Raw genomic sequence first — 22,319 nt, 5'->3', positions numbered from 1 at the left:
CCGTAGGCCGCCGCCGCCTTTCCATTAGATTTTTACAGGACCTTGACCTATGAATGCTCATGATGATCTAGCCGCTATTGATGCGATTGTTGCTCGTGCCCGAGCCGCGCAGACGGCTTATGAGGCGGGCGCCGATCAGGTGCGCTATGACCGGGCCGCACATGCAGCAGGTTGGGCCATCATGGAACCCACCCGCAACCGGACACTGGCCGAACTGGCGGTGAAAACCACCGGACTGGGCAATGTGCCCGACAAGATAACCAAGAATCACCGCAAGACACTTGGCCTGTTGCGCGATCTGGCAGAGGTAAAAACGCATGGTGTCATCAGCGATGACCCGGCGACTGGGGTCACAGAAATCGTGCGCCCTGTGGGTGTCGTCGGTGCTGTTGTGCCCTCGACCAACCCGGCGGCGACGCCTGCCAACAACATCATCAACGCATTGAAAGGCGGCAACGCTATCATCGTCGCGCCGTCGCCTAAAGGGGTGGCAAGCTGCGAATTGCTGCTCGACTATATCCATTCCGAATTCGACAAGATTGGCTTGGACCGCGATCTGGTGCAGATGGTTCCCGCGCCGGGGTCAAAGGCCAAGACCCAAGCGTTGATGGAGGCCTGCGACCGTGTGATCTGCACCGGCAGTCAGAACAACGTCCACCGCGCTCAGACTGCGGGAACGCCTGCGGTTGCTGTGGGCGCGGGCAACGTGATTACCATCGTGGACGAATCCGCCGATCTGGCGGCGGCGGCTGAGAAAATCACCGCATCAAAGACATTCGACAACGCAACATCCTGTTCATCAGAAAACGCGGCTGTCGTGGTCGACGCTGTCTATGACGCCTTCGTCGCCGAGATGGCCAAGGCTGGCGGCGCTTTGGTGCAATCTGACCAGGCCGATACGATCATCGCCCGGCTCTGGCCCGATGGGCATTTGAACCGCGAGGTTATCGCGCAGGACGCCGACAAAATGCTGGAGGCGCTTGGCATGGCCGATCAGGTGCCTGCCGACACGAAATTCATCGCCGTTGAAACCGATGGCATTGGCGCAGATCACCCCTTGAGCGGCGAGAAACTCAGCCGGGTTCTGGCGCTCTATCGCGCCAGTGACTATGAGGCTGCGGTTGAAACGGCCAAGTCTGTTCTGACCTATCAGGGTGCTGGCCATTCGGTTGGTATTCACACGGCGCAGGACAAACGCGCTGTCGAGCTTGGCCGCTCGATGCCCACCTGCCGTGTTATCGTCAATCAGGCGCATACCTTTGCAACGGGGGGATCGTTTACCAACGGCATGCCGTTCTCGCTTTCGATGGGCTGTGGCAGTTGGGGCGGCAATTCCATCGACGACAATCTGCATTGGAAACATTTCATCCAGACCACCAAGGTGATCCGCGAAATCCCGTCACGCGAACCGTCGCTGGACGATGTGTTCGGGGCATACTGGGCCGAGGCGGGCAAATGAGCACCGCATCAAGCCACCCTCCCAAGGGCACGATCCGCGATTGGATCGACGCCCGCGCCGACAGCGGCGGCGATGGGTTCGTTTTCCCCGAAGGCGAAGCAGCGCTGCGGTGGTACGAACTGCGCCTGACCGCGCGCCGCATCGCGCAGGATCTGACCGCGCGCGGCATTCAGCCAGGCGAAAGTGTAGCGCTGATGATGCCCAACGGGCGCACCGCGGTCGAGGTGTTGTTTGGCGTGCTCTATGGCGGGTTTCGGGCCACAATGATCAATCTGGTCGCCGGGAACGAGGCGATCACTTATGCGCTGGATCACAGTGGCGCCCGGTTTGCGTTTGTCGGAACTGAGCAGAGCAACCTTTTTGCGGGAACCACACCCGGCAACATACAACCTCTCGATCCGTCGCGTTTTGGCGACGGAGAGGGGGGCAAGCTGCACAAGGTGACACCGGACAGTCACGCGCTGCTGATGTACACCTCGGGTACCACAGGCAAGCCAAAGGGTGTGGTCCATACCCAGGCCAGTCTTTTGGCGGGGGGCTGGACCACTGCCGTGGCCCATGCGCTGACACCCGAGGATCGCGGCCTTTGCGTCTTGCCGATCTATCACATCAACGGGCTGTGCGTGACCGTCATGGGTGCGCTTGTGTCCGGTGGATCTTTGGCGATGTGTTCGAAATTCTCGGCATCCCGCTTTTGGCGCCACTGCGCCGAGGGTGAGGCGACATGGTTTTCGGTCGTGCCCACGATCATCTCACACCTTCTAGCCTCGGACAGTGACCCAGACACAGCCACACGCGATCGTCTGCGGTTTGGTCGCTCGGCCTCGTCAGCCCTGGCGCCAGACGTTCAGCGCGCGTTCGAGGCCCGGTTTGAAGTTCCGATTATCGAAACCATGGGGTTGACTGAAACGGCGGCGCAAATCCTGTCGAACCCCATGCCTCCGGGCGTGCGCAAAATCGGATCGCCTGGGCGTGCTTATGGTAACGAGGTCGCCATCTTTGGTAACGATCTCAAACCCGTAGCGGCCGGCGTTGAAGGGGAACTGGTGGTGCGCGGCCCAAACGTTATGCTGGAATACCTCAACAACCCTGATGCCACACAGGGTACGTTCACCCCCGACGGATGGCTGCGCACCGGTGATCTGGGACGGCAGGACGAGGATGGCTATGTCTTTGTCACGGGTCGCCTCAAGGAACTGATCATCAAAGGCGGTGAAAACATCGCCCCGCGTGAGATTGACGAGGCACTTTATACCCACCCAGACGTGGTCGAAGCCGCGGCATTTGCCCGTCCCTGCGACTCTTATGGTGAACTGGTCGAGGCCGCGGTCAAACTGCGCGACGGGTCAGACCAGACCGAAGAAAGCCTGCGCGCGCTGTGCAAGTCCAAGGTCGGCACCTTCAAGGCGCCGGACCGGGTGCATATCCTGGATGATCTGCCCAAGGGGCCGTCGGGCAAGATCCAAAGACGTCTGCTCGTTGACATGACCGCTTCTGACGCTTGATGCGGGAATGGATCGAGCAGCCCCCTTTCCCGTGCCAGAGCGGGAAAGGGGCATTACAACAAGACATCTTCGACGATCAGCGAAAAGAGCTGCGACTTACCGCTGACACCCGCTTTTCGGTAAATGGCGGTGCACTGTGCCTTGACCGTGCCCTCGCGGGTATTTCTGAGTTGGGCAATGTCGGCAATCGACTGACCTTTGAGCAGGAACCAAGCCACTTCGGTTTCGGCAGCCGTCAGATCAAGCGCAGCGAAATACTCATCCACGGCGGCGGTGAACTCGCCTGACGTCAGCCGTCGCGCGTTGTCGGCACGTTTCATTTCACGGCTGGCGACGCGGGCCAATTGAATGCCCAAGGCCGCGCCCAGGACCAGCCCAAGGCTGGCTCCGATTTCGACCAGCTCGCGCATCTGCCAGCGCAGCGGCAGGGTTGGCAAACCCAGGATCGAAGCCAGGATTTCCCATAAAAAGTAAGCGCCGCACAGGGTTTGCACGGCTACAAGGATCCAGACCAAGGCAGGGTGTTTCAGCACGCGCACCTGCCCGTGCGAAGGAGAAATACGCTCATCTCAGTTCTGCGACGCACCGCCGCCTCCCTGTCCGCCAGATCCGCCAGGGCCACCTTGGCCGCCCGGGCCGCCCGTTCCACCGGGACCGCCCGAACTGCCGGGTCCACCCCTCCCGCCGGGACCGGCGGGACCAGAGTCACCACCGACCGTGTCGGGGTCAGGCTGCGGATCTGTACCAACAGAGGGCGACGGCGGTGTCTCAGTCGAAACATCAGAGCTGCGCAGGGGGAACAGGCGATCGCGCAGGATCTCTCCGGTGGTTCGATTGAGCACGATCTCGCGAAGGTGCCCTTCGGTGGTGGCGGTGATCAGGATGCGTCCAAGCCAGGTACGGCTGATCTCGGTCACGGCATAACCCTCAGTCTGCAGCCGCGACACCATTGGTTTGGCGACGTCGGGCGTCTGGCCGACAGTCTGGGCCACGGCTGGTTGATGCAAGAGCATCAGCATCAGCAGAACGGTCGAGATCAGGCGCGGCACTGGTGGCAATCCTTTGGTATCATCCGCCGAACGTACAGCACTTTGCAAACGTCAGGAAATCCCTCATTCGGGGCAACGCCTTGAAAAATTGGGTTTCAAATGCGTCGCGAAGGAGATTTCGCAAAGTGGTACGTGATGTGTGCGGCGCAGGTGATCCGCTGCGCCGCACGTTGAGAGAGCGGGCTTACTCGTCACCTCCCGGTGCACCACCACCAACGCCCGCTCCACCGGGTCCTTCACCGCCACGGCCTTCGCCGCCGCGACCTTCACCACCGCCACTTTCAGCGCCGCCCTCTTCGCCGCCGCCGCGCGGCCCACCATCACGGCCACCGCCACGGGGCGCTTCGCCTCGATCCCGACCGCCACGGGGGGCAATCCCAAGATCGGCCAGTTGATCGCCGATGTTCTGGCGGTCTTCTTCGCTCAGGCTGGAAATGTCGATGTCGGTGATCGAAACGGTTTCGCCCGAGGTCGGATCAACCACAGTGGGTGGTTCCGACGCAAAAGCGCTCAGTGATGTGGCCAGAAATGCGGCGGCGGCCAGCGTCAAGGTCAGTTGATTGAAACTTAAAGAACTCATGATCGTGCCTCGATAACTGTTGGTTGTCGTGCATCCCGTTGTGGGCTGCATGAGCTCAGCTAGAGGTATTCGAGCCGGTGCCGACATTGGATGAATGTCGGGTTTTGGGCCGTATAAACAAAAGTCATATGCGTTGTTAGTTTGTTTTTGTCCCGCATAAGTGTTTGAAAAATAATAACCTTGCAGGGAAGGCCATGCACCTAAGAAAAAAGGCGCCCAAAGGGGCGCCTTTTCAATCACGATTGTGAAACGGCTTAGTTGGCCGCTTTGGACATCCGCTTGCGTTCGTGCGGGTCCAGATAGCGTTTGCGCAAACGCACCGAATTTGGGGTCACTTCGACCAGTTCGTCGTCGTTGATATAGGCAATCGCCTCTTCCAGCGACAGAGTCATCGGCGTGGTCAGACGCACGGCGTCGTCAGTGCCCGAAGCCCGCACGTTGGTCAGTTTCTTACCCTTGAGCGGGTTCACTTCCAGATCGTTGTTGCGCGAGTGTTCACCAATGATCATGCCGGTGTAGACGTTAGCCTGAGCACCGATCATCATCTTGCCCCGATCTTCGAGATTCCACAGGGCAAAGGCAACCGAAGTGCCATTTTCCATTGAAATCAGAACGCCAGCACGACGGCCTGGGATCGACCCTTTGTGCGCTGTCCAACCATGGAACACGCGGTTCAGAACGCCGGTGCCGCGTGTATCGGTCAGGAATTCACCGTGATAACCGATCAGGCCGCGCGACGGGACATGGGCGATGATGCGAGTTTTGCCAGCACCTGCGGGCTTCATCTCGACCAGCTCACCTTTGCGCGCGCCGGTCAGCTTTTCGATCACTGCGCCCGAGTATTCGTCATCGACGTCGATCGTGGCTTCTTCGACCGGCTCCATGCGAACGCCATCTTCTTCGCGCATGATCACCTGCGGGCGCGAGATCGACAGTTCGAACCCTTCGCGGCGCATGTTTTCGATCAATACACCCATCTGGAGTTCGCCGCGGCCGGAAACCTCGAACGCTTCGCCGCCAGGGGTGTCGGCGATCTTGATCGCAACGTTGGATTCCGCCTCTTTCATCAGGCGGTCACGGATGACGCGCGATTGTACCTTTTTGCCGTCGCGACCCGCCAGGGGCGAGTCGTTGATGCCGAAAGTCACAGTGATGGTGGGCGGATCGATGGGCTGTGCGTCCAGCGGATCGTCCACGGCCAGGGCACAGATGGTGTCGGCCACAGTGGCTTTGGACATGCCCGCGATGGATACGATATCACCGGCTTGCGCCTCTTCGATGTCCTGCTGAGCCAGACCACGGAAGGCTTGGATCTTGGTGACGCGGAATTGCTCGATCTTTTGACCGATGCGGGTCAGAGCCTGCACGGTGGCACCAACCTTGAGCGTGCCGGATTCAACGCGGCCGGTCAGGATGCGGCCCACAAAAGGGTCGCTGCCCAGAGTGGTGGCCAGCATACGGAAATCTTCGCCTTGGCGTTTGATCTGCTTGGGCTCGGGCACGTGGTTGACGATCAGGTTAAACAACGCGTGCAGGTCCTGACGCGGTCCGTCCAGCTCGGCATCGGCCCAGCCATTACGACCAGAGGCATACATATGCGGGAAGTCCAGCTGATCTTCGTCCGCATCCAGTGAGGCGAAAAGGTCAAAACACTCGTCCAACGCGCGGTCGGGCTCGGCGTCGGGTTTGTCGACCTTGTTCAGCACCACGATCGGGCGCAGACCCAGAGCCAGCGCCTTGGAGGTCACGAATTTGGTCTGGGGCATCGGGCCTTCGGCCGCGTCGACCAGCAGGACAACACCGTCCACCATCGACAGGATCCGTTCGACCTCGCCGCCGAAATCGGCGTGGCCGGGGGTGTCGACGATGTTGATTCGCGCGCCTTTCCATTCAACGCTGGTAGGCTTGGCAAAGATGGTGATGCCACGCTCGCGCTCCAGGTCGTTGCTGTCCATGGCACGCTCGGCCACGGCCTGATTTTCCCGGAATGCGCCGGATTGTTTTAGCAGCTCGTCAACCAGGGTCGTTTTGCCGTGGTCAACGTGAGCAATGATTGCGATGTTTCGCATGTCCATGAGAAATAGGCCTTTGAACGGAGAGTTGCCGCGCGCATACAGTGCTGCAGCGCAATATACCAGCAAAAAGACGCAAGCCCTAATGGCTGGCGGAATTCGAAAACAGATGGATGATCAGGATGCCAGAAATGATCAGGCCCAACCCCAGAACCGCAGGCCAATCCAGATGCTGGCCAAAGACCAAATAACCGATCACGGCGATCAACACGATGCCTAGCCCGGACCACATCGCATAGACGATACCCACCGGCATGAACCGCAAGGTGATCGACATGAAGTAAAACGCCAGCCCGTACCCAATGACCACGATCACGGATGGCCAGAGCCGGGTGAATTGATGACTGGCTTGCAGGGCAGTGGTTCCGATGGTTTCGGCAACTACAGCGATCAGCAGGAAAATATAGGCCTGAGGCATTGGACACATCCAAGGTTGGCTTGGGAGAGGGAAGGCAAAGTGGCTGCTTAAGGGGGTGTTAATCACGAATCCCATTTCTTGAGCAACTGGACTTGCAGCGCATGGTTTTTGTGCGATTTCAAGAACAAACACGCTGAAATCTACGGGTGGTGGGTACCCGGATTTGAAATAATAGGTATAATGCCTATATTCGTTAACGTTATGTGTTTGTTTTGAAAGGTTCGCGTTATGACTCCATTTGCAAAGAAGATTATTCTTGCCTCGTCTCTTCTGGCTGCTGTCGGTTGGGTCGTGAGCGCCGCGTCGGCTTGATCTAAACACCTCTGAACTATTGAATGTGTAAAGCTTCGGCGTTTCCATCATAGAATGCTGAAAACAGGGGCCCAAATGGCCCCTGTTTTTGTATGAAAAATCGGCTACTTGGCCCACAATGAAGGGAATTGATCACTTTCGGAAGGGAGACCGAAATGAGACTGCCTATTCTGGCTCTGCTGTTTGCAGTTGGCTCTGCAACGCAAGGCGCCGCCCAGTATTTCGGACACGAGTACGAAGGAAACCCAGCACCTTTGCGCGAGGGTGAGCAACCCACGATCCCGTTGGACACCGGTGATCCGACGCTCAATGCTTGGCGAACTCCGCTACCAAGTTTCGAGGGGGAGCGCGAAGGGCGCACACCCGGGCTGGTTAATCCTGCGCGTTTTTTCGGTCAAGGATTCATGCAATTACCGACTTTCCTGCATCAACCGCTGGCCTTCACGCCAGAGGATCTTGCGGCTGGGAACGTTGATGTCGCGATCATGGGGGCCTTTACCGATATGGGCGGTGGCAGTCGAGGCGCGTCGCGTGGCCCCAATGCGGTGCGAAACTCTTCGATCTATCTCGGTTATGGGACGCGGCAACCGCATATGCATGTCATGGTCGATCCATTGGAAGAAATGGTCGTCGTCGACTATGGCAATGCGCCCAACGACGCCATGAGCACGGAACGTACCATTCACGCTGTTCGCTCGTTTGTGAAGCAGGTGGCCGAAGTGAAACACGAAGATGGGCGGAACGTGATCCCGTTCATCGTTGGCGGCGATCACTCTCTTATGTATCCGGATGTGGCTGCGTTGACGGATGTCTATGGCAAGGGCAACGTAGGAGTGGTGCATTTCGACGCGCATTATGACGCCGGAAAATATGGTATGGGCCATCTGATCAACCACGGGATGCCAATCTATCGCCTGATCGAAGAGGGGCTGGTTGAGGGCAAGAACTTCATTCAGGTTGCTTTGCGCGGATACTATCCCGATGAATCCTCGTTCGAATGGATGCGAGAAAACGGGTTCCGTTATCACACGATGGCCGAAATCGAGCAGCGCGGCTTTGATGCGGTGATGCAGGATGTGATTGCCGAAGCCAATGACGGACCAGAGTATATGTTTGTGTCGTTCGACATGGACACATTTGACCCAGCATTTGTTCCTGGTACCGGTACGCCTGAACCCGGCGGTTTGACCCCTCGCGAAGTTTTCCCGATTGTCCGTCGCCTGTGCGCGGAATCCAATGTTGTCGGGTTCGAAGTGGTCGAACTTGCCCCATTCATGGACCCGAGTTACGTCTCGGCGCTCAACGCAAACCGGGTCATTCGGGAATGTCTGACAGGAATCTCGATGCGCAAGAATGGCCTGACAGAGCCTGACTATAAAAGCCCGCTTACGGTTAGCCATGGTCAGAACGACAATTAAGGCGCTGTCAACAGCCGTGCTGGTCCTGTTTGTCCTGCACGGCGCGCCGCACGCCGAGCCACTGCAATCGACGTGGAAAGACCTGCGCAAGGAAAGACCTGCCGAATGTCAGGCTTTTCTGGAACAATATCTGGCCCATCCCGATTGTGCCCAACAAACCATGATGGCAACATTGGCTGCAAATCGGATTGCTATGTGTACGTCGGGTGACAGTTCGTTGGACGGCAAGACCATCACCATTGCGGGCTATGCCCATCCGTTCGAATTGGCGTTCAGTGGCGTAAAGGAATTCCTTTTGATCCCGCGCGCGCCGCAGGATTGTCGGCACCCGCCGCCACCCTTGCCGGATCAGATCATTTCGGTGGATTTCCCGGAGGGGCTGGATATTAACCTTGATCCGGTCTGGGTCACTGGCGTGTTACGCGTGCGACCGGGCGAGACCCATCTTGCTCCGGTCAGCTACTTTCTTGAGGCAACCAGCGTTGCACCAGCTCTAATTCCCGATGTGCCAGAAAGCGGGTGAGGGCCCCCTGATTAGGCGGTCTGCATCTTGTCGAAATGCGCGACGAGTTGCGGGCGGAGCCAAGCCCACAAGCCGGGTGCGCCGCGTTCGACGGGCACACCGACACGTTGGTTGATCTGCTCCAGCGTGACCTTGTATTCGACCCAGCTGCCGCCGCCGTTTTCCAGGTTCGCAATTGGTGTCTGCACCCGGTCCACCGATTTGGCGAACTTCGCATCTGGGGATTGAGCGGCCTCAAACTCATGCCACAGCGTGTGCAGGTCTTGGTATTGGTCTTGTGGCAACAGCCCAAACAGCCGCTCGGATGCGGCCTGTTCCTTGGCGGCCATGGCGGCGTGATCGAAATGCCCATGAATGGGCGCATCGCCGGCGTCGATTTCGACAATATCGTGGATCAGCAACATCCGCAGAACGCGGTCGATCTGCACGCCATCACCGGCTTGATCAGCCAACACCATGGCATAGAGCATGATGTGCCAAGAATGTTCGGCCGAGTTTTCAAAGCGTGATTTGTCGATCAAGCGCGAAGCGCGGTAGATGGATTTGAGTTGATCCGCTTCGGCGAGAAAGGTTGCCCATTGAGGGATCAGGCCCGTATCAACGTCATTAACTTCGCCCAACAAGAGTTTGGCATGAAAGTAGATTTCCGGGAAAGCCTGTTGCAGATATGCAGCCCGACCCGCAGAAAGATTGTTGCGCACGATCTGCAGGTGATCGGGCAATGGCTCTGGCGCATAGAGCACTTGGAACAGCGGCTGTGACCGGTCCAGCATCTTGGCGAACTGCGCATCTGGCGTGCTATCGCCTTCGAACTCGGTCCAAAGCGCCAGATACTCTGCCGCCTGATCATCGGGCAAAAGCCCGAAAATCCTGCGCGCGGCCTGTTGTTCGCGTTCGGCCACCGCGTCCCAATCAACCGCTTTGTGAATGGGGTGATCGCCCACGTCGATTTCAACCAAGTCATGTAGCAGGAGCATGCAGATAACGCGATCCACGCAAACACCTTTGCCAGCCATCGGGGCAAAGATCAGTGCATAAAGCGCCAGATGCCAGCTGTGTTCGGCCGAGTTTTCCGGGCGCGACAGATCCAGCAACACGTTTGATCGATCCACCCGCTTCAGCCGATCGGCCTCTTTCAGAAAGGCGATCTGGGCTGAAAGTCGGTCCGTCATTGCGATTGCTTTGTCTCTTTGGCGGCCTTGAATTCAGTCGCCTTTTTGATCAGGAACTTGCGTCCCACGCGTTCTGCAAGTCGAACGCGGACTTCGGTCAAATAGGCTTCTTCCAGTGATTGCGATGCCGCGGCCAGTGCATTGCCGACCTCGACATAAAGCCGGTCTTCACCAGTTTGGTCCATGACCTTCACCGTGTCCTCGGCCAGTTTGGAGGCCAAGGTTTCGATGGTTCCGGCCATCAGCGGGTGTTCTCGGTCAGGCGACGTTTCACATAGTCGGTGGTCGACGTCATCAGCGTGTCCATATGCGGATCCTGGAAGAAGTGGTCGGCGCCTTCGACTTCTTCATGGGTGATGGTGATGCCTTTTTGCTCGTGCAGCTTGTTGACCAGCGACACCGTATCAGCGGGCGGGGCCACACGGTCGGCCGAGCCGTTGATGATCAGGCCCGAGCTGGGGCAGGGTGCCAGGAACGAGAAGTCATACATGTTGGCAGGCGGCGATACACTGATAAAGCCTGTGATTTCTGGGCGGCGCATCAGCAGTTGCATACCGATCCAGGCCCCGAACGAGAATCCAGCAACCCAGCAGTGCTTGGAGTTGTTGTTCATCGATTGCAGGTAATCCAGCGCCGATGCTGCATCGCTTAGCTCGCCGATGCCCTGATCATATTCGCCCTGGCTGCGGCCCACGCCGCGGAAATTAAAGCGTAACACGGTAAAGCCCATGTTGTAGAACGCATAGTGGAGGTTATACACCACCTTGTTGTTCATGGTCCCGCCGAACTGTGGGTGCGGATGCAACACGATGGCGATCGGTGCGTCTTTTTCCTTTTGCGGGTGGTAGCGGCCTTCCAGGCGGCCTTCGGGTCCGGGAAAAATCACCTCGGGCATGTGTGCGTTGGTCCTGTTGTTGCGGGCGGTGCGTGAAGCAATCTTGACGGATTTGCTCGGGCACCTTAGAATGGTTCTAACTACGAAAACGCGCCATTTGGTCAGCGTCGTCAGTCGGAGATACGCACTGGCGGCGATAAGGTCAATGATTTCGCGCAATGGACCGAAAACAAGGGTGGAACAATGAAGCTATCGACCAAGGGCCGGTACGCGATGGTGGCGCTAGCTGACATTGCGCTGCAACCCGCCGACACGCTTGTGACACTGGGCGAAATTTCTGAGCGTCAGGATATTTCGTTACCGTATCTCGAGCAGCTCTTTGTCAAACTTCGCCGGGCCGATCTGGTGGCGTCCGTTCGTGGGCCGGGGGGCGGTTATCGCCTTGCACGATCCCCATCCGAGATTCGCGTGGTTGAGATTCTCGCAGCTGTTGATGAAACCGTGGACGCCATGCACAAAGGCGCAGGTGCCTCGGGTGGCTCATCGGGCAGCCGCGCGCAGTCTCTCACCAATCGTTTGTGGGAGGGGTTAAGTGCGCACGTCTATGTCTTTCTGCATCAAACCCGGCTTTCGGACGTGATCAAGAACGACCTTGCGCCCTGTCCGGCGGTCCCGAACCTGTTTTCCGTTGTCGACGCAGAATGAGGACGCGCGGTTTAACCATGCCAGAAAAGATGCATCCATGACGCGCGTTTACCTGGATCACAACGCAACGACTCCGCTGCGGTTTGAGGCGCGCGAGGCGATGATCGCGGCAATGGATGTCTGCGGGAACCCGTCGTCTGTCCATGCCGAAGGGCGTGCAGCCAAATCTTTGATCGAAAAAGCGCGCGCGCAAGTTGCCACGGCCTTTGGTGCGGACGGGGCGGATGTCGTGTTCACTTCTGGGTCGACTGAAGGTGCCGCGCTGGCGTTGATGGGGCGCAATTTGAGCGGATCGTCTATTGAGCATGACGCCGTAAGGGCCTGGATTAATGAAGATTTGAAGGTTTTCGAGTCAGGATGCGTTGAAATAGCTGATCCAACTTCGTCAACTCTTCAACTCGCCAATTCCGAGACAGGGATTGTGCAGGATCTACCGCAGGGGCTGGCCGTCACGGATGCTACGCAGGCCTTTGGCAAGTTGCCGATCGCATTCAACTGGCTGGGTGCGCAGATGGCTTTGGTGTCTGCCCATAAACTGGGTGGCCCCAAGGGAACCGGTGCAGTGGTCATGCCGCGCGGAACCGACCTGCACGCGCAGATCAAGGGCGGTGGCCAAGAGATGGGACGCCGTTCGGGCACCGAAAACGTGCTGGGAATGGTCGGTTTTGGTGCCGCAGCCCAAGCAGCTGCCCGCGATTTGGCGAATGGCGTATGGGAACGGGTTGCAGAACTTAGAAATATTCTAGAAAAGGCTCTTGAGGCTGGGGCAAGCAAGACTATTTTTGTCGGGAATGGACAGAAACGCCTGCCCAACACGTTGTGTTTCGCCACACCTGGCTGGAAGGGCGAAACGCAGGTGATGCAGATGGACCTGGCCGGATTTGCCATCAGCGCAGGCTCTGCCTGTTCGAGCGGTAAGGTCAAGGCCAGCACAGTGCTGAGTGCGATGGGATACGACGAGGCCACGGCAAGCAGCGCGATCCGCGTGTCGCTGGGGCCCGAGACGAATGAAGAAGATGTGCTGCGCTTTGCTGATGCGTGGCTGCTAAAGGAAAAGAAGCATCACGCGCGTGCTGCGTGATCTGACGGAGGGTTTGTCATGGCCGCATTGGACCAGACACAGGTAAAAGACGGCGTTGATCAGGAAACCGTGGATGCGGTTCGCGAGGTCGGCGGCGCTTATAAATACGGTTGGGAAACCGATATCGAGATGGAATATGCCCCCAAAGGGCTGACCACTGATATTGTCCGTCTGATCTCGGAAAAGAACGAAGAACCCGAGTGGATGCTGAACTGGCGGCTTGAGGCGTATGACCGCTGGCTGACCAAAAAAGAGCCCGACTGGGCGATGGTCGACTATCCGGAAATCGACTTTCAGGATCAGTATTATTACGCCCGCCCCAAGTCGATGGAGGTCAAGCCCAAGTCATTGGACGAGGTCGACCCCAAGCTGCTGGCCACATACGAAAAACTTGGCATCCCGCTGAAAGAGCAGATGATTTTGGCTGGCGTCGAAGGTGCCGAGAATATGCCCGCCGAGGGCCGCAAGGTCGCGGTGGATGCGGTGTTCGACTCGGTTTCTGTCGGCACAACCTTCCAGGCGGAGCTGAAGAAAGCCGGTGTGATCTTCTGCTCGATCTCCGAGGCGATCAGGGAACACCCCGAACTGGTCAAGAAATACTTGGGCTCGGTCGTACCGGTTTCGGACAACTTCTATGCGACGCTGAACTCGGCCGTCTTCTCGGATGGCTCGTTCGTTTATGTGCCGCCGGGTGTGCGCTGCCCGATGGAACTGTCGACCTATTTCCGTATCAACGCGGAAAACACCGGTCAGTTCGAACGCACCCTGATCATCGCCGATAAAGGCAGCTACGTCAGCTACTTGGAAGGCTGTACTGCTCCGGCACGCGACATCGCGCAGCTGCACGCCGCTGTCGTCGAGATCATCATCGAAGAAGACGCCGAGGTGAAATACTCCACTGTTCAGAACTGGTATCCCGGTGATGAAAACGGCAAGGGCGGCATCTATAACTTCGTGACCAAGCGCGCCGATTGCCGGGGCGATCGCTCCAAGGTGATGTGGACGCAGGTCGAAACCGGATCGGCCGTGACCTGGAAATACCCGTCCTGCATCCTGCGTGGCAACGAAAGCCAGGGCGAATTCTATTCCATCGCGATCGCCAACAACATGCAGCAGGCCGACACTGGAACCAAAATGATCCATCTGGGCAAAGACACCAAGTCGCGCATCGTGTCCAAAGGCATCAGCGCAGGTAAAGCGCAGAACACGTATCGTGGTCTGGTCAGCATGCACCCCAAGGCCAAGAACGGGCGCAATTACACCCAGTGTGACTCGCTGCTTATTGGCGACAAATGCGGGGCGCATACCGTTCCGTATATCGAGGTCAAGAACAACTCGGCCCGCGTTGAACATGAGGCGACGACATCCAAAGTGGACGACGATCAGCTGTTCTATTGTCGTTCGCGTGGCATGGACGAAGAAGAGGCTGTCGCGCTGGTTGTGAACGGCTTTTGCAAGGACGTGCTTCAGGCATTGCCGATGGAATTCGCCATGGAAGCGCAGCAGCTTGTGGCAATCTCGCTAGAGGGGTCTGTTGGATGACACCAGACACAGGAGAACTGCCGATCCGGGCGCAAAAGCGCGAGCGCCACTTCGACTTGGAAGAGGCGCGGGCGGCTATCGAAAACAGTGATCCTTATGTGTTTTGGGGCACGGACACTATTCCGTGCCAGATCGACGGTAAACATGTTGTGTTTGCCACCGACAAACTGCGCGACCCCATTCAGCGCCACCACCGCGCCGGCACCTTTTACGAACAGGAAGAATTGGACAAGATCCGTTCCATTTTTCCCGACAACGACGGCGTGTTTGTCGACATTGGTGCCAATGTCGGCAACCACAGCCTGTTTGTGTCGCTTTTCCTGAACCCCGCCAAAGTGGTCCCGTTCGAGCCGAACCCGCTGGCCTATCGACTGCTTCTGGCAAATGTTGCGTTCAACAATCTGGCGTCCGCCTTTGACCTTAGCAACATTGGTTACGGACTGTCTGATGTGTCCGAGGGCGGGTATGCGATGCGCAAACAGGAGAAAAACCTGGGCGCGGCGCGTATGATGGCCGGAGAAGGAGATATCGAAGTTGTCGTTGGCGACGACGTGCTTGCCGATGTCGAACCTGACCTGATCAAGATTGATGTTGAAGGTATGGAAATCCAGGTTCTCAATGGCCTGCGAAAGACCGTTGCCCGCAGCGGACCGGTGTTGATGGTCGAAGTCGACAACGAGAATGAAGAGGCCTTTTTGGCCTGGGTCAAAGACGTCAATTACGAGGTTCTGGATATGATGCAGCGTTATCGCACCAACAAGAACTATTTCGTCGGCGCGGCCAAGTCGTAATCCGGGATTCACGATGCACGGATGCCTGATCACCAACACCCGAACGGGGCACATGGACCTGGCTTTGCCTTGGGTCCGGGCTGTTGCCGTCGGGCGTTCTGGTTAAGGGATCAATAGCGTGAACAGCACTGCGAAACATTCGGCTCCGATCAAGCTGTTTTGGTGGAAGGCCGTCCCAAACTTTGGTGATGTTCTATCGTCCCTGGTGGTCGCCAAGGTCTCTGCACGTGCGGTGACACATGCTGGACCAAAGGGGTGTGATTTGGTCGCGGTAGGGTCTTTGTTGCAGATCATGAGACGCAATTTCTCGCAGGCTGTCGAACGAAGCGCCAAACCAGTGGTGTGGGGCGCGGGGCTTTTGCATTCCGTACCCAAAGATTTTCTGCCCAATGTCGAAATTGCTTTGGTTCGCGGACCAGTGACGGCCGCTTTGCTGGGTCTGAATACGCGCAAGTTCGGGGACCCGGGCTTGCTTGTATCCGACTTGTTTGATCGCGTACCAGCTGCGCAGGACCGCATTGCACTGGTACCTCATCACAGCCAGGTCGACGATCCTGCGATCAAGGCGCTGGCTGCGTCCGAGCCCGCACTGGACCTGATTGATCCGAAAGATGACGCGCTTGAGGTCTGCCGCCGGATCGCGTCCAGCCGCCATGTGATCGCCAGCAGCCTGCATGGTTTGATCGTGGCAGACGCCTTTGGTGTGCCTAGCACCTGGCTCAGTCCCGGCGAGCAGTCGCACCTGAAATACCACGATTACGCGGCGTCCGTGGGGCGCCCGCTTACTTCACCGATCGAACCACAAGAGGTTCCGGCCGTTCTGTCCGCGCTCAAGGATAGAACCCGTCTGACCTACGACGAGGGCATCGAACGTGCCCGGGCCGATCTGATCGAAACCTTTCCGGCACATCTTCGTGCCACCCCTGACAGCTCCCGCGCAACCGCTGCGGGCCAGAGATGAAAAGCGAGGCAAAAATGCTCGAAATCAAAAACTTGCACGTTAAACTTGAAGAAGAAGAGAAGCAGATCCTGAAAGGCGTCGACCTGAAAGTCGATTCTGGCAAGGTGCATGCGATCATGGGCCCCAATGGCTCGGGCAAATCGACGCTGTCCTACGTTCTATCGGGCCGTGACGGATACGAAGTGACTGATGGTGCTGCCTCGCTTGACGGCAATGACCTGCTGGACATGGAACCCGAAGAGCGCGCGGCTGCCGGTCTGTTCCTGGCGTTCCAATATCCGGTTGAAATTCCCGGCGTTGGCAACATGACCTTTCTGCGCACGGCCGTGAACGCACAGCGCAAGGCGCGCGGTGAAGAGGAGCTGAGCGCGGCCGACTTCCTGAAAATCGTGCGCGAGCGCGCCAAGTCGCTGAAGATCAACGCCGACATGCTCAAGCGTCCGGTGAATGTGGGCTTCTCGGGTGGTGAGAAAAAGCGCAACGAAATCCTGCAGATGGCGATGCTGGAACCCAAGATGTGCATCCTGGACGAAACGGATTCGGGCCTGGATGTGGATGCTATGAAACTTGTGGCCGAGGGCGTGAACGCCCTGCGTGACGAGGGCCGTGGTTTCCTGGTGATCACGCACTATCAGCGTCTGCTGGACCACATCAAACCTGACGTCGTTCACATCATGGCCGATGGTCGCATTGTCAAAACCGGTGGCCCCGAGCTGGCGCTGGAAGTCGAAAACAACGGTTACGCCGACATCTTGGCCGAGGTGCAGTAATGGCATTGCCCGAAATCAAACAAACCGCAACCGAGGCGCGGCTTGCCACGCTTGAGCTGCCAACAGCGGGCTGCACCAAACCCGCACGCGAGGCAGCGATTGCCCGCGTTCGCGAGATGGGTCTGCCGGATCGCCGGGACGAGTATTGGAAATACACGCGCCCCGACACCCTCGTTCAGGCCGAAGGCACCAAAGCGGCGCTGTTCGACAACGACGAACCGTTGATGTTCGACCAGATCGACCGCCTTAAGATTGTCTTTGTTGATGGTATCTTTGATGCCGAAGCCTCGGACGATCTGTCGCTTGAAGGGGTGAAGATTGAACGGCTCGAAGATATCTGCTGCACGGATATTCATTGGGCCAAGGATCTGTATGGCGTTCTGGAAACCCGTGGCCACGACCCGGTGCCGCGCCCTTTGGCGGCTCTGAACACTGCTTTTGCCGCTGACGGTGTGGCGATTCATGTGACGGGCAAGCCTTCAAAGCCGATCAGTTTGATCTACGTGCACAAGGATGAGGCGTCGGACGCGTTCCTGCATCATATCGTGCGGGTTGAAAGCGGTGCCGAGGCAACCATTCTGGAAAACGGCCCCGCTGCCGCGCGCTTTAACAAGTGTATGGAGATCGACATTGCCGATGGCGGCACGTTGCACCATGTACGCTCGCAAGGCCGCGATCATGAACGCCGCGCAGTGACCCATATGTTCACCCGTTTGGGGTCCGAGTCGGTTTACAAATCCTTCACCCTGACTGTGAACGGTGTTTTGACCCGGAACGAACAGGTGATCGAGATTTTGGGTGACGACGCTGTGGCCCATGTGGCCGGGGCCTGTGTTGGTGATGGCGATTTTCATCACGACGACACGGTGTTCATCACTCATGACGCGGTGAACTGCGAAAGCCGTCAGGTGTTCAAAAAGGTGCTGCGCAACGGTGCAACTGGTGTGTTTCAAGGCAAAATCCTGGTCAAAGCGGGCGCGCAGAAAACCGATGGCTATCAAATCAGCCAATCCCTGCTGTTGGATGATGACAGCCAGTTCCTCGCTAAGCCGGAACTTGAGATTTATGCCGATGATGTGGCCTGTTCGCACGGTTCGACCTCTGGTGCGATCGACGACACGGCGCTGTTCTATTTGCGCTCGCGCGGAGTGCCGCAAGAGGTGGCGACAGATCTGCTGACGCTGGCGTTCCTTGCTGAAGCGGTCGAAGAGATCGAAGACGAGGATCTGTCGGCGGACATCGTCAGCCGTCTGGAATCCTGGCTGTCGCGCCGCCGCTGATGTCGGTCACAACGGACATCGTGGCCACCTATCGTGGCCCTGGGCGCGTTGTACGGCGCCTGCTGGATATGGGACAGCGCGAAGACCGCGCGCTGGCCATTCTCATGGCCAGCTGCGTTGTGCTGTTCATCGCGCAACTGCCACGCTTATCGCGTGAGGCGCACCTGGAAGGGCGCGACCTGAACGAGATGATGGCGGGCAGCCTGATGGCGTTGATCCTGATTGCGCCGCTTTTGATGTATGTCATCGCGGCGGCCTCTCATGTCGTGGCCAAGGTGGTTGGTGGCAAGGGCGATTGGTTCGGGGCGCGGCTGGCGCTGTTCTGGGCGCTACTGGCGGCCAGCCCGCTGGTTCTTTTGCACGGGTTGGTTGCGGGGTTCATCGGCCCGGGTCCGTCCTTGCAACTGGTAGGTGCTGTGTGGTTTGCAGTCTTTGCGTGGTTCTGGATCGCAGGGCTGTTTCAAGCAGAAAGGGCAAGAGCATGAATGCTCTGAACCTCAAGGATCTGGCAGTGATGTCTGTCACCAATCCATCTCAGGCAGCGCAGATCCTGTTGGCGCAGAACCTGCGCCGTGACGTGCTGTGGCTGGGCTTGGCTTTGGCCGTTGTTCTCAACACGCTGCTGTTTTCGTTGTCCAACATGTTGCTGCCGGGCCCCGAGGGCATGCCAGTAATCATCCAGTCGCCTATGGTTTACGCTGGCTTTGTCGGCGGCGGCGTTCTGGCCACCATCATCTCGATCCACCGTGTGGGGGCGATGCTGGGCGGGCAGGGGTCGTTTAACGATGTCATGGTTCTGATGGTTTGGATGCAGTTTTTGCGCGTAACCGTGCAGGCCGTTGCATTGGTGTTGATGCTGACCATTCCGATTCTGTCGTTTCTGTTGGTGTTGGGGGCGTCGCTTGTTGGTCTCTTCATCTTCTTGCACTTCATTGATCAGGCGCACCGCCTTGGGTCGCTGATGAAGGCGGCTGGCGTGCTGGTCGGCTCTGTCTTTGCCATTGCGGTGGTGCTTTTCATTCTTCTCTCCCTCATCGGTGGGGCCTAGCTGGGATCCATTCCTCATGTATGACGTCACAAAAATTCGTGCCGATTTTCCGATCCTGTCGCGCGAGGTGAACGGTAAGCCGTTGACATATCTCGACAACGGGGCCTCTGCCCAAAAGCCACAGGTGGTGATTGATGCGATCACACAGGCCTATTCGATGGAATACGCCAACGTGCATCGCGGGCTGCATTACCTGTCGAACCTCGCCACAGACAAATACGAGGCCGTGCGCGGCATCATTGCGCGCTTTCTGAATGCCGGGTCTGAGGACGAGATCGTTCTGAACTCGGGCACGACCGAAGGGATCAACATGGTCGCCTATGGCTGGGCGATGCCCCGGATGGAGCCCGGTGACGAGATCGTGCTGAGTGTGATGGAGCATCACGCCAACATCGTGCCATGGCATTTCCTGCGCGAACGTCAGGGTGTGGTGCTGAAATGGGTCGATGTGGACAGCACAGGCGCGTTGGACTCGCAAGCGGTGATCGACGCCATTGGCCCCAGAACCAAGCTGGTCGCCGTCACCCAGTGCTCCAACGTTCTGGGCACGGTTGTGGACGTCAAAGCGATCACCCAAGGTGCGCATGCCAAAGGCGTTCCGGTGCTGGTCGACGGCAGCCAGGGCGCGGTGCACATGCCGGTTGATGTGCAAGACATCGGCTGTGATTTCTACGCTATCACCGGGCACAAGCTCTATGGTCCGTCCGGCTCGGGCGCGATCTATTGCAAGGCCGAACGCATGGCCGAAATGCGTCCCTTCATCGGAGGTGGCGACATGATCCGCGAAGTGTCGAAAGAGGCGGTCACTTACAACGTCCCACCGATGAAGTTTGAGGCCGGAACCCCCGGCATCGTGCAGACCATCGGTCTGGGCGTGGCGCTTGAGTACATGATGGAGCTGGGGATGGAGAACATTGCCGCCCATGAGGCTGGCTTGCGCGATTATGCAGTCTCCAAGCTGCAAGGGTTGAACTGGCTGCAGGTTCAGGGGACCACGCCCGACAAGGCCGCAATCTTCAGCTTCACCTTGGACGGTGCAGGTCACCCGCACGACGTCTCTACCATCCTGGACAAAAAAGGTGTTGCGGTGCGCGCAGGCCACCATTGCGCCGGGCCGCTGATGGATCATCTGGGCGTGACGGCCACATGTCGCGCCAGCTTTGGCCTCTATAACACGACGGATGAGGTCGACACGCTGGCAGACGCGCTGGAACTTGCACACGAGCTTTTCGCGTAGACATAAGACCACGGAAAAGCCGGGTTGTTTTCGGCTTTTCCGATTGCGAAGGGGCAAGTGATCTTTTATAGCCCGTTCCTAGGCACCCATAGCTCAGCTGGATAGAGCGCTGCCCTCCGAAGGCAGAGGTCTCAGGTTCGAATCCTGATGGGTGCGCCATCTTCCACGCTTCAATCACTATTCCACAGCACTGTGTGAGCTTTTTGATATTGCGAGTCGCCTAGCTCTGCGACGGAGAGACATCTGATGCAGGAGAGAGGCGGAGGAAGCGAGATGAAATCAGAGGATCGACGCAAATTGGCGACGGCAGCAAGCAACCTGGAGCAATCGTTTGCATTGGTGTTTGCAGCAACCCTTTCCTAAAGTGAGCTCAAGGAAGTTTTTGCCCCAGTCAGAACGGCTTACATGGCATTGTTGGATTGGTTGAGCGAACACGCCTGCGAAGAAAACGTCGATCAGGAAGCCCAAGACTTAATCTCGCGTTTCTACGAAGACTTGGTAGATGAACTGGATTTGCGAGAAGGGTAGTATCGTTTGGTGTTCGTGCTGACCCGTGATGCAAACACAGTCGGGTGAAATATTATGATTTTGAGCGCGATGTATTCGGTTGAAAGCGGTTTGAGTCCCGCGGCGCGACTTTCGAAGCTGCCTCTACGAGTCATTCTCTGACATCAGCCTTTCAGCTCCAATCCCGTGACCGGATGAAGTCTGCGCAACCCTGAGTGATTGATGCATGGGCAGTGCGCGTGCGGACATACAGGTAAACCTCGCGTTGATCTGATAGGTCCGCGATGGGGCGAAAGACTGTGTCATCTGGTAAAAACCGAGTGACGGTTTGCGGCAGTATGGTCACCCAGTCGCCAGTCTGAACCATCGCAATCAAAGAGAGCGTATTTTGAATGGTGACGTCCGACTTTTCGATGGTTTCCAGAAACGCGGGCGTCTGGATCAGATCGCATAGCGTGTTTTTGACGAACATCGGGGTGACAACATCGGCAAGCGTCGGCGGTTGCGTGGCCTGGGCCAGTGGGTGGTCTGTGGATGCCACGAGACCAAAAGCGTCGCGAAAGAGTGGAACGGCTTCGATCCCATTCAGCGGATGGTGGCCAGAGGCAATGCCGATGTCCGCGCGCCCGCTCAGCAATGCATCCAGAACCTGTGATGTATGCGTGTCGCGCATCTCGATTTTCACGCCGGGGAAGCGTTTTGTCATGTGATCCGTCACAGCCGGAAATACGACCGCCGCCACCGAGGGGACCGACGCGATGCGGATCTGCCCGTGGCGCGACTGAGCAGCGCCTTCGATGCCTTGGATGGTTTCGTCATAGGCGCGCACCTGTTTGTGCGCCTGCTCGAAAACTTGCTCTCCAAGTGTTGACAACTGCGCCTTGCGCTCGCCCTGAAACAGCTTGCGCCCCAAATGCTCTTCGAACTGTTTTAGGGTCATCGAGACCGCAGATTGTGTCCGACCCAGGCGGTTGGCAGCCTCGGCCAGGTTGCCAGTTTGGGCCACCGTGCAAAAGGTGCGCAAGGTTTCGAGTTTGATCGACATTTGTTCAAG

24 protein-coding genes and 1 tRNA gene are annotated in these 22,319 nt (G+C 57.8%); 16 read left to right on the top strand and 9 right to left on the bottom strand.

Annotated features, from left to right (window positions below; all coding sequences use genetic code 11):
- Positions 1 to 49: 49 nt before the first annotated feature.
- On the top strand, positions 50 to 1,459 hold the full coding sequence (locus G6R15_RS07190; protein WP_164659099.1) for an aldehyde dehydrogenase family protein: 1,410 nt from the start codon (positions 50 to 52) through the stop codon (positions 1,457 to 1,459).
- Positions 1,456 to 2,964, top strand: coding sequence for an AMP-binding protein (locus G6R15_RS07185; RefSeq protein ID WP_164659098.1), 1,509 nt, complete (start codon positions 1,456 to 1,458; stop codon positions 2,962 to 2,964). Before G6R15_RS07190 ends, G6R15_RS07185 begins: the two co-directional genes overlap by 4 nt.
- Positions 2,965 to 3,017: 53 nt before the next feature.
- On the opposite strand, the gene G6R15_RS07180 is transcribed toward G6R15_RS07185, so the two are convergent.
- The 5 genes from G6R15_RS07180 to G6R15_RS07160 all read right to left on the bottom strand — a co-directional run bounded on the left by G6R15_RS07180 (position 3,018) and on the right by G6R15_RS07160 (position 7,083).
- Entirely contained in the window at positions 3,018 to 3,497 is a 480-nt protein-coding gene (locus G6R15_RS07180; RefSeq protein ID WP_164659097.1) for a helix-turn-helix transcriptional regulator, read from the bottom strand.
- A 36-nt stretch (positions 3,498 to 3,533) separates the two neighbouring features.
- Positions 3,534 to 4,013, bottom strand: coding sequence for a hypothetical protein (locus G6R15_RS07175; RefSeq protein ID WP_164657742.1), 480 nt, complete (start codon positions 4,011 to 4,013; stop codon positions 3,534 to 3,536).
- 184 nt (positions 4,014 to 4,197) lie between these two features.
- Complete coding sequence (locus G6R15_RS07170; protein ID WP_164659096.1) at positions 4,198 to 4,593, bottom strand: hypothetical protein; 396 nt, start codon at positions 4,591 to 4,593, stop codon at positions 4,198 to 4,200.
- 254 nt (positions 4,594 to 4,847) lie between these two features.
- Complete coding sequence (gene typA, locus G6R15_RS07165; protein ID WP_164659095.1) at positions 4,848 to 6,668, bottom strand: translational GTPase TypA; 1,821 nt, start codon at positions 6,666 to 6,668, stop codon at positions 4,848 to 4,850.
- A 79-nt stretch (positions 6,669 to 6,747) separates the two neighbouring features.
- Complete coding sequence (locus G6R15_RS07160) at positions 6,748 to 7,083, bottom strand: multidrug efflux SMR transporter (RefSeq protein ID WP_164659094.1); 336 nt, start codon at positions 7,081 to 7,083, stop codon at positions 6,748 to 6,750.
- 467 nt (positions 7,084 to 7,550) lie between these two features.
- Here G6R15_RS07160 and G6R15_RS07155 point away from each other — a divergent pair, with 467 nt between their 5' ends.
- Positions 7,551 to 8,813, top strand: a complete 1,263-nt coding sequence (locus tag G6R15_RS07155) for an agmatinase family protein (protein ID WP_164659093.1) — start codon at positions 7,551 to 7,553, stop codon at positions 8,811 to 8,813.
- Positions 8,794 to 9,336, top strand: coding sequence for a DUF3299 domain-containing protein (locus G6R15_RS07150; RefSeq protein WP_164659092.1), 543 nt, complete (start codon positions 8,794 to 8,796; stop codon positions 9,334 to 9,336). The genes G6R15_RS07155 and G6R15_RS07150 overlap by 20 nt, the downstream gene beginning before the upstream one ends.
- An 11-nt stretch (positions 9,337 to 9,347) precedes the next feature.
- Here G6R15_RS07150 and G6R15_RS07145 read toward each other — a convergent pair whose 3' ends face one another.
- Genes G6R15_RS07145 through G6R15_RS07135 form a run of 3 tightly spaced genes read right to left on the bottom strand, consistent with a single transcriptional unit; the run spans position 9,348 to position 11,403 of the window.
- The gene (locus G6R15_RS07145) at positions 9,348 to 10,508 is read right to left on the bottom strand and encodes an HD domain-containing protein (RefSeq protein WP_164659091.1); all 1,161 of its coding nucleotides are present in this window, start codon (positions 10,506 to 10,508) and stop codon (positions 9,348 to 9,350) included.
- Positions 10,505 to 10,750: a hypothetical protein gene (locus G6R15_RS07140; RefSeq protein ID WP_164659090.1), complete on the bottom strand. Its 246-nt coding sequence runs from the start codon at positions 10,748 to 10,750 to the stop codon at positions 10,505 to 10,507. The genes G6R15_RS07145 and G6R15_RS07140 overlap by 4 nt, the downstream gene beginning before the upstream one ends.
- Positions 10,750 to 11,403, bottom strand: coding sequence for an alpha/beta hydrolase (locus G6R15_RS07135; RefSeq protein ID WP_164659089.1), 654 nt, complete (start codon positions 11,401 to 11,403; stop codon positions 10,750 to 10,752). Before G6R15_RS07135 ends, G6R15_RS07140 begins: the two co-directional genes overlap by 1 nt.
- 183 nt (positions 11,404 to 11,586) lie before the next feature.
- Here G6R15_RS07135 and G6R15_RS07130 point away from each other — a divergent pair, with 183 nt between their 5' ends.
- The 12 genes from G6R15_RS07130 to G6R15_RS23010 all read left to right on the top strand — a co-directional run bounded on the left by G6R15_RS07130 (position 11,587) and on the right by G6R15_RS23010 (position 21,286).
- On the top strand, positions 11,587 to 12,048 hold the full coding sequence (locus G6R15_RS07130) for an Rrf2 family transcriptional regulator (protein WP_164659088.1): 462 nt from the start codon (positions 11,587 to 11,589) through the stop codon (positions 12,046 to 12,048).
- A gap of 37 nt (positions 12,049 to 12,085) precedes the next feature.
- Complete coding sequence (locus tag G6R15_RS07125; RefSeq protein WP_164659087.1) at positions 12,086 to 13,129, top strand: cysteine desulfurase family protein; 1,044 nt, start codon at positions 12,086 to 12,088, stop codon at positions 13,127 to 13,129.
- An 18-nt stretch (positions 13,130 to 13,147) separates the two neighbouring features.
- The gene (sufB, locus tag G6R15_RS07120) at positions 13,148 to 14,671 is read left to right on the top strand and encodes a Fe-S cluster assembly protein SufB (protein WP_164659086.1); all 1,524 of its coding nucleotides are present in this window, start codon (positions 13,148 to 13,150) and stop codon (positions 14,669 to 14,671) included.
- The gene (locus G6R15_RS07115; RefSeq protein WP_164659085.1) at positions 14,668 to 15,462 is read left to right on the top strand and encodes an FkbM family methyltransferase; all 795 of its coding nucleotides are present in this window, start codon (positions 14,668 to 14,670) and stop codon (positions 15,460 to 15,462) included. Before sufB ends, G6R15_RS07115 begins: the two co-directional genes overlap by 4 nt.
- A 118-nt stretch (positions 15,463 to 15,580) precedes the next feature.
- The gene (locus G6R15_RS07110; protein WP_164659084.1) at positions 15,581 to 16,423 is read left to right on the top strand and encodes a polysaccharide pyruvyl transferase family protein; all 843 of its coding nucleotides are present in this window, start codon (positions 15,581 to 15,583) and stop codon (positions 16,421 to 16,423) included.
- Between the two features lie 14 nt (positions 16,424 to 16,437).
- A complete protein-coding gene (sufC, locus tag G6R15_RS07105) occupies positions 16,438 to 17,193 on the top strand; it encodes a Fe-S cluster assembly ATPase SufC (protein WP_164659083.1) in 756 nt (251 codons plus the stop codon).
- Positions 17,193 to 18,473: a SufD family Fe-S cluster assembly protein gene (locus G6R15_RS07100; RefSeq protein WP_164659082.1), complete on the top strand. Its 1,281-nt coding sequence runs from the start codon at positions 17,193 to 17,195 to the stop codon at positions 18,471 to 18,473. Before sufC ends, G6R15_RS07100 begins: the two co-directional genes overlap by 1 nt.
- On the top strand, positions 18,473 to 18,958 hold the full coding sequence (locus tag G6R15_RS07095; RefSeq protein ID WP_164659081.1) for a YIP1 family protein: 486 nt from the start codon (positions 18,473 to 18,475) through the stop codon (positions 18,956 to 18,958). The genes G6R15_RS07100 and G6R15_RS07095 overlap by 1 nt, the downstream gene beginning before the upstream one ends.
- Positions 18,955 to 19,521 (top strand): YIP1 family protein, encoded by a 567-nt coding sequence (locus G6R15_RS07090; protein ID WP_164659080.1) that lies wholly within the window; start codon positions 18,955 to 18,957, stop codon positions 19,519 to 19,521. The genes G6R15_RS07095 and G6R15_RS07090 overlap by 4 nt, the downstream gene beginning before the upstream one ends.
- A gap of 16 nt (positions 19,522 to 19,537) precedes the next feature.
- The gene (locus tag G6R15_RS07085) at positions 19,538 to 20,758 is read left to right on the top strand and encodes a cysteine desulfurase (RefSeq protein ID WP_164659079.1); all 1,221 of its coding nucleotides are present in this window, start codon (positions 19,538 to 19,540) and stop codon (positions 20,756 to 20,758) included.
- A gap of 82 nt (positions 20,759 to 20,840) precedes the next feature.
- Positions 20,841 to 20,917 (top strand) — tRNA-Arg (locus G6R15_RS07080).
- Between the two features lie 246 nt (positions 20,918 to 21,163).
- Complete coding sequence (locus G6R15_RS23010) at positions 21,164 to 21,286, top strand: hypothetical protein (protein WP_255456142.1); 123 nt, start codon at positions 21,164 to 21,166, stop codon at positions 21,284 to 21,286.
- Positions 21,287 to 21,437: 151 nt separating this feature from the next.
- Here G6R15_RS23010 and G6R15_RS07075 read toward each other — a convergent pair whose 3' ends face one another.
- On the bottom strand, positions 21,438 to 22,310 hold the full coding sequence (locus G6R15_RS07075) for a LysR family transcriptional regulator (protein WP_164659078.1): 873 nt from the start codon (positions 22,308 to 22,310) through the stop codon (positions 21,438 to 21,440).
- Positions 22,311 to 22,319 lie beyond the last annotated feature (9 nt).

Source organism: Tropicibacter sp. Alg240-R139, from assembly GCF_900537075.1.
Taxonomy (GTDB): domain Bacteria; phylum Pseudomonadota; class Alphaproteobacteria; order Rhodobacterales; family Rhodobacteraceae; genus Falsiruegeria.
Note: the sequence above shows the minus strand (reverse complement) of the source record. Positions and strands in the feature narration are given on the sequence as shown.

Bases quoted from the DNA above. Each gene is read 5' to 3' on its own strand.
- G6R15_RS07100 (WP_164659082.1), top strand. From the start codon at position 17,193: ATGGCATTGCCCGAAATCAAACAAACCGCAACCGAGGCGCGGCTTGCC.
- G6R15_RS07150 (WP_164659092.1), top strand. From the start codon at position 8,794: ATGGTCAGAACGACAATTAAGGCGCTGTCAACAGCCGTGCTGGTCCTG.
- G6R15_RS07095 (WP_164659081.1), top strand. From the start codon at position 18,473: ATGTCGGTCACAACGGACATCGTGGCCACCTATCGTGGCCCTGGGCGC.
- G6R15_RS07085 (WP_164659079.1), top strand. From the start codon at position 19,538: ATGTATGACGTCACAAAAATTCGTGCCGATTTTCCGATCCTGTCGCGC.
- sufC (WP_164659083.1), top strand. From the start codon at position 16,438: ATGCTCGAAATCAAAAACTTGCACGTTAAACTTGAAGAAGAAGAGAAG.
- G6R15_RS07140 (WP_164659090.1), bottom strand. From the start codon at position 10,750: ATGGCCGGAACCATCGAAACCTTGGCCTCCAAACTGGCCGAGGACACG.
- G6R15_RS07160 (WP_164659094.1), bottom strand. From the start codon at position 7,083: ATGCCTCAGGCCTATATTTTCCTGCTGATCGCTGTAGTTGCCGAAACC.
- G6R15_RS07170 (WP_164659096.1), bottom strand. From the start codon at position 4,593: ATGAGTTCTTTAAGTTTCAATCAACTGACCTTGACGCTGGCCGCCGCC.
- G6R15_RS07155 (WP_164659093.1), top strand. From the start codon at position 7,551: ATGAGACTGCCTATTCTGGCTCTGCTGTTTGCAGTTGGCTCTGCAACG.
- G6R15_RS07135 (WP_164659089.1), bottom strand. From the start codon at position 11,403: ATGCCCGAGGTGATTTTTCCCGGACCCGAAGGCCGCCTGGAAGGCCGC.
- typA (WP_164659095.1), bottom strand. From the start codon at position 6,668: ATGGACATGCGAAACATCGCAATCATTGCTCACGTTGACCACGGCAAA.
- G6R15_RS07185 (WP_164659098.1), top strand. From the start codon at position 1,456: ATGAGCACCGCATCAAGCCACCCTCCCAAGGGCACGATCCGCGATTGG.
- G6R15_RS23010 (WP_255456142.1), top strand. From the start codon at position 21,164: ATGGCATTGTTGGATTGGTTGAGCGAACACGCCTGCGAAGAAAACGTC.
- G6R15_RS07090 (WP_164659080.1), top strand. From the start codon at position 18,955: ATGAATGCTCTGAACCTCAAGGATCTGGCAGTGATGTCTGTCACCAAT.
- G6R15_RS07115 (WP_164659085.1), top strand. From the start codon at position 14,668: ATGACACCAGACACAGGAGAACTGCCGATCCGGGCGCAAAAGCGCGAG.
- G6R15_RS07075 (WP_164659078.1), bottom strand. From the start codon at position 22,310: ATGTCGATCAAACTCGAAACCTTGCGCACCTTTTGCACGGTGGCCCAA.
- G6R15_RS07130 (WP_164659088.1), top strand. From the start codon at position 11,587: ATGAAGCTATCGACCAAGGGCCGGTACGCGATGGTGGCGCTAGCTGAC.
- G6R15_RS07145 (WP_164659091.1), bottom strand. From the start codon at position 10,508: ATGACGGACCGACTTTCAGCCCAGATCGCCTTTCTGAAAGAGGCCGAT.
- G6R15_RS07125 (WP_164659087.1), top strand. From the start codon at position 12,086: ATGACGCGCGTTTACCTGGATCACAACGCAACGACTCCGCTGCGGTTT.
- sufB (WP_164659086.1), top strand. From the start codon at position 13,148: ATGGCCGCATTGGACCAGACACAGGTAAAAGACGGCGTTGATCAGGAA.
- G6R15_RS07190 (WP_164659099.1), top strand. From the start codon at position 50: ATGAATGCTCATGATGATCTAGCCGCTATTGATGCGATTGTTGCTCGT.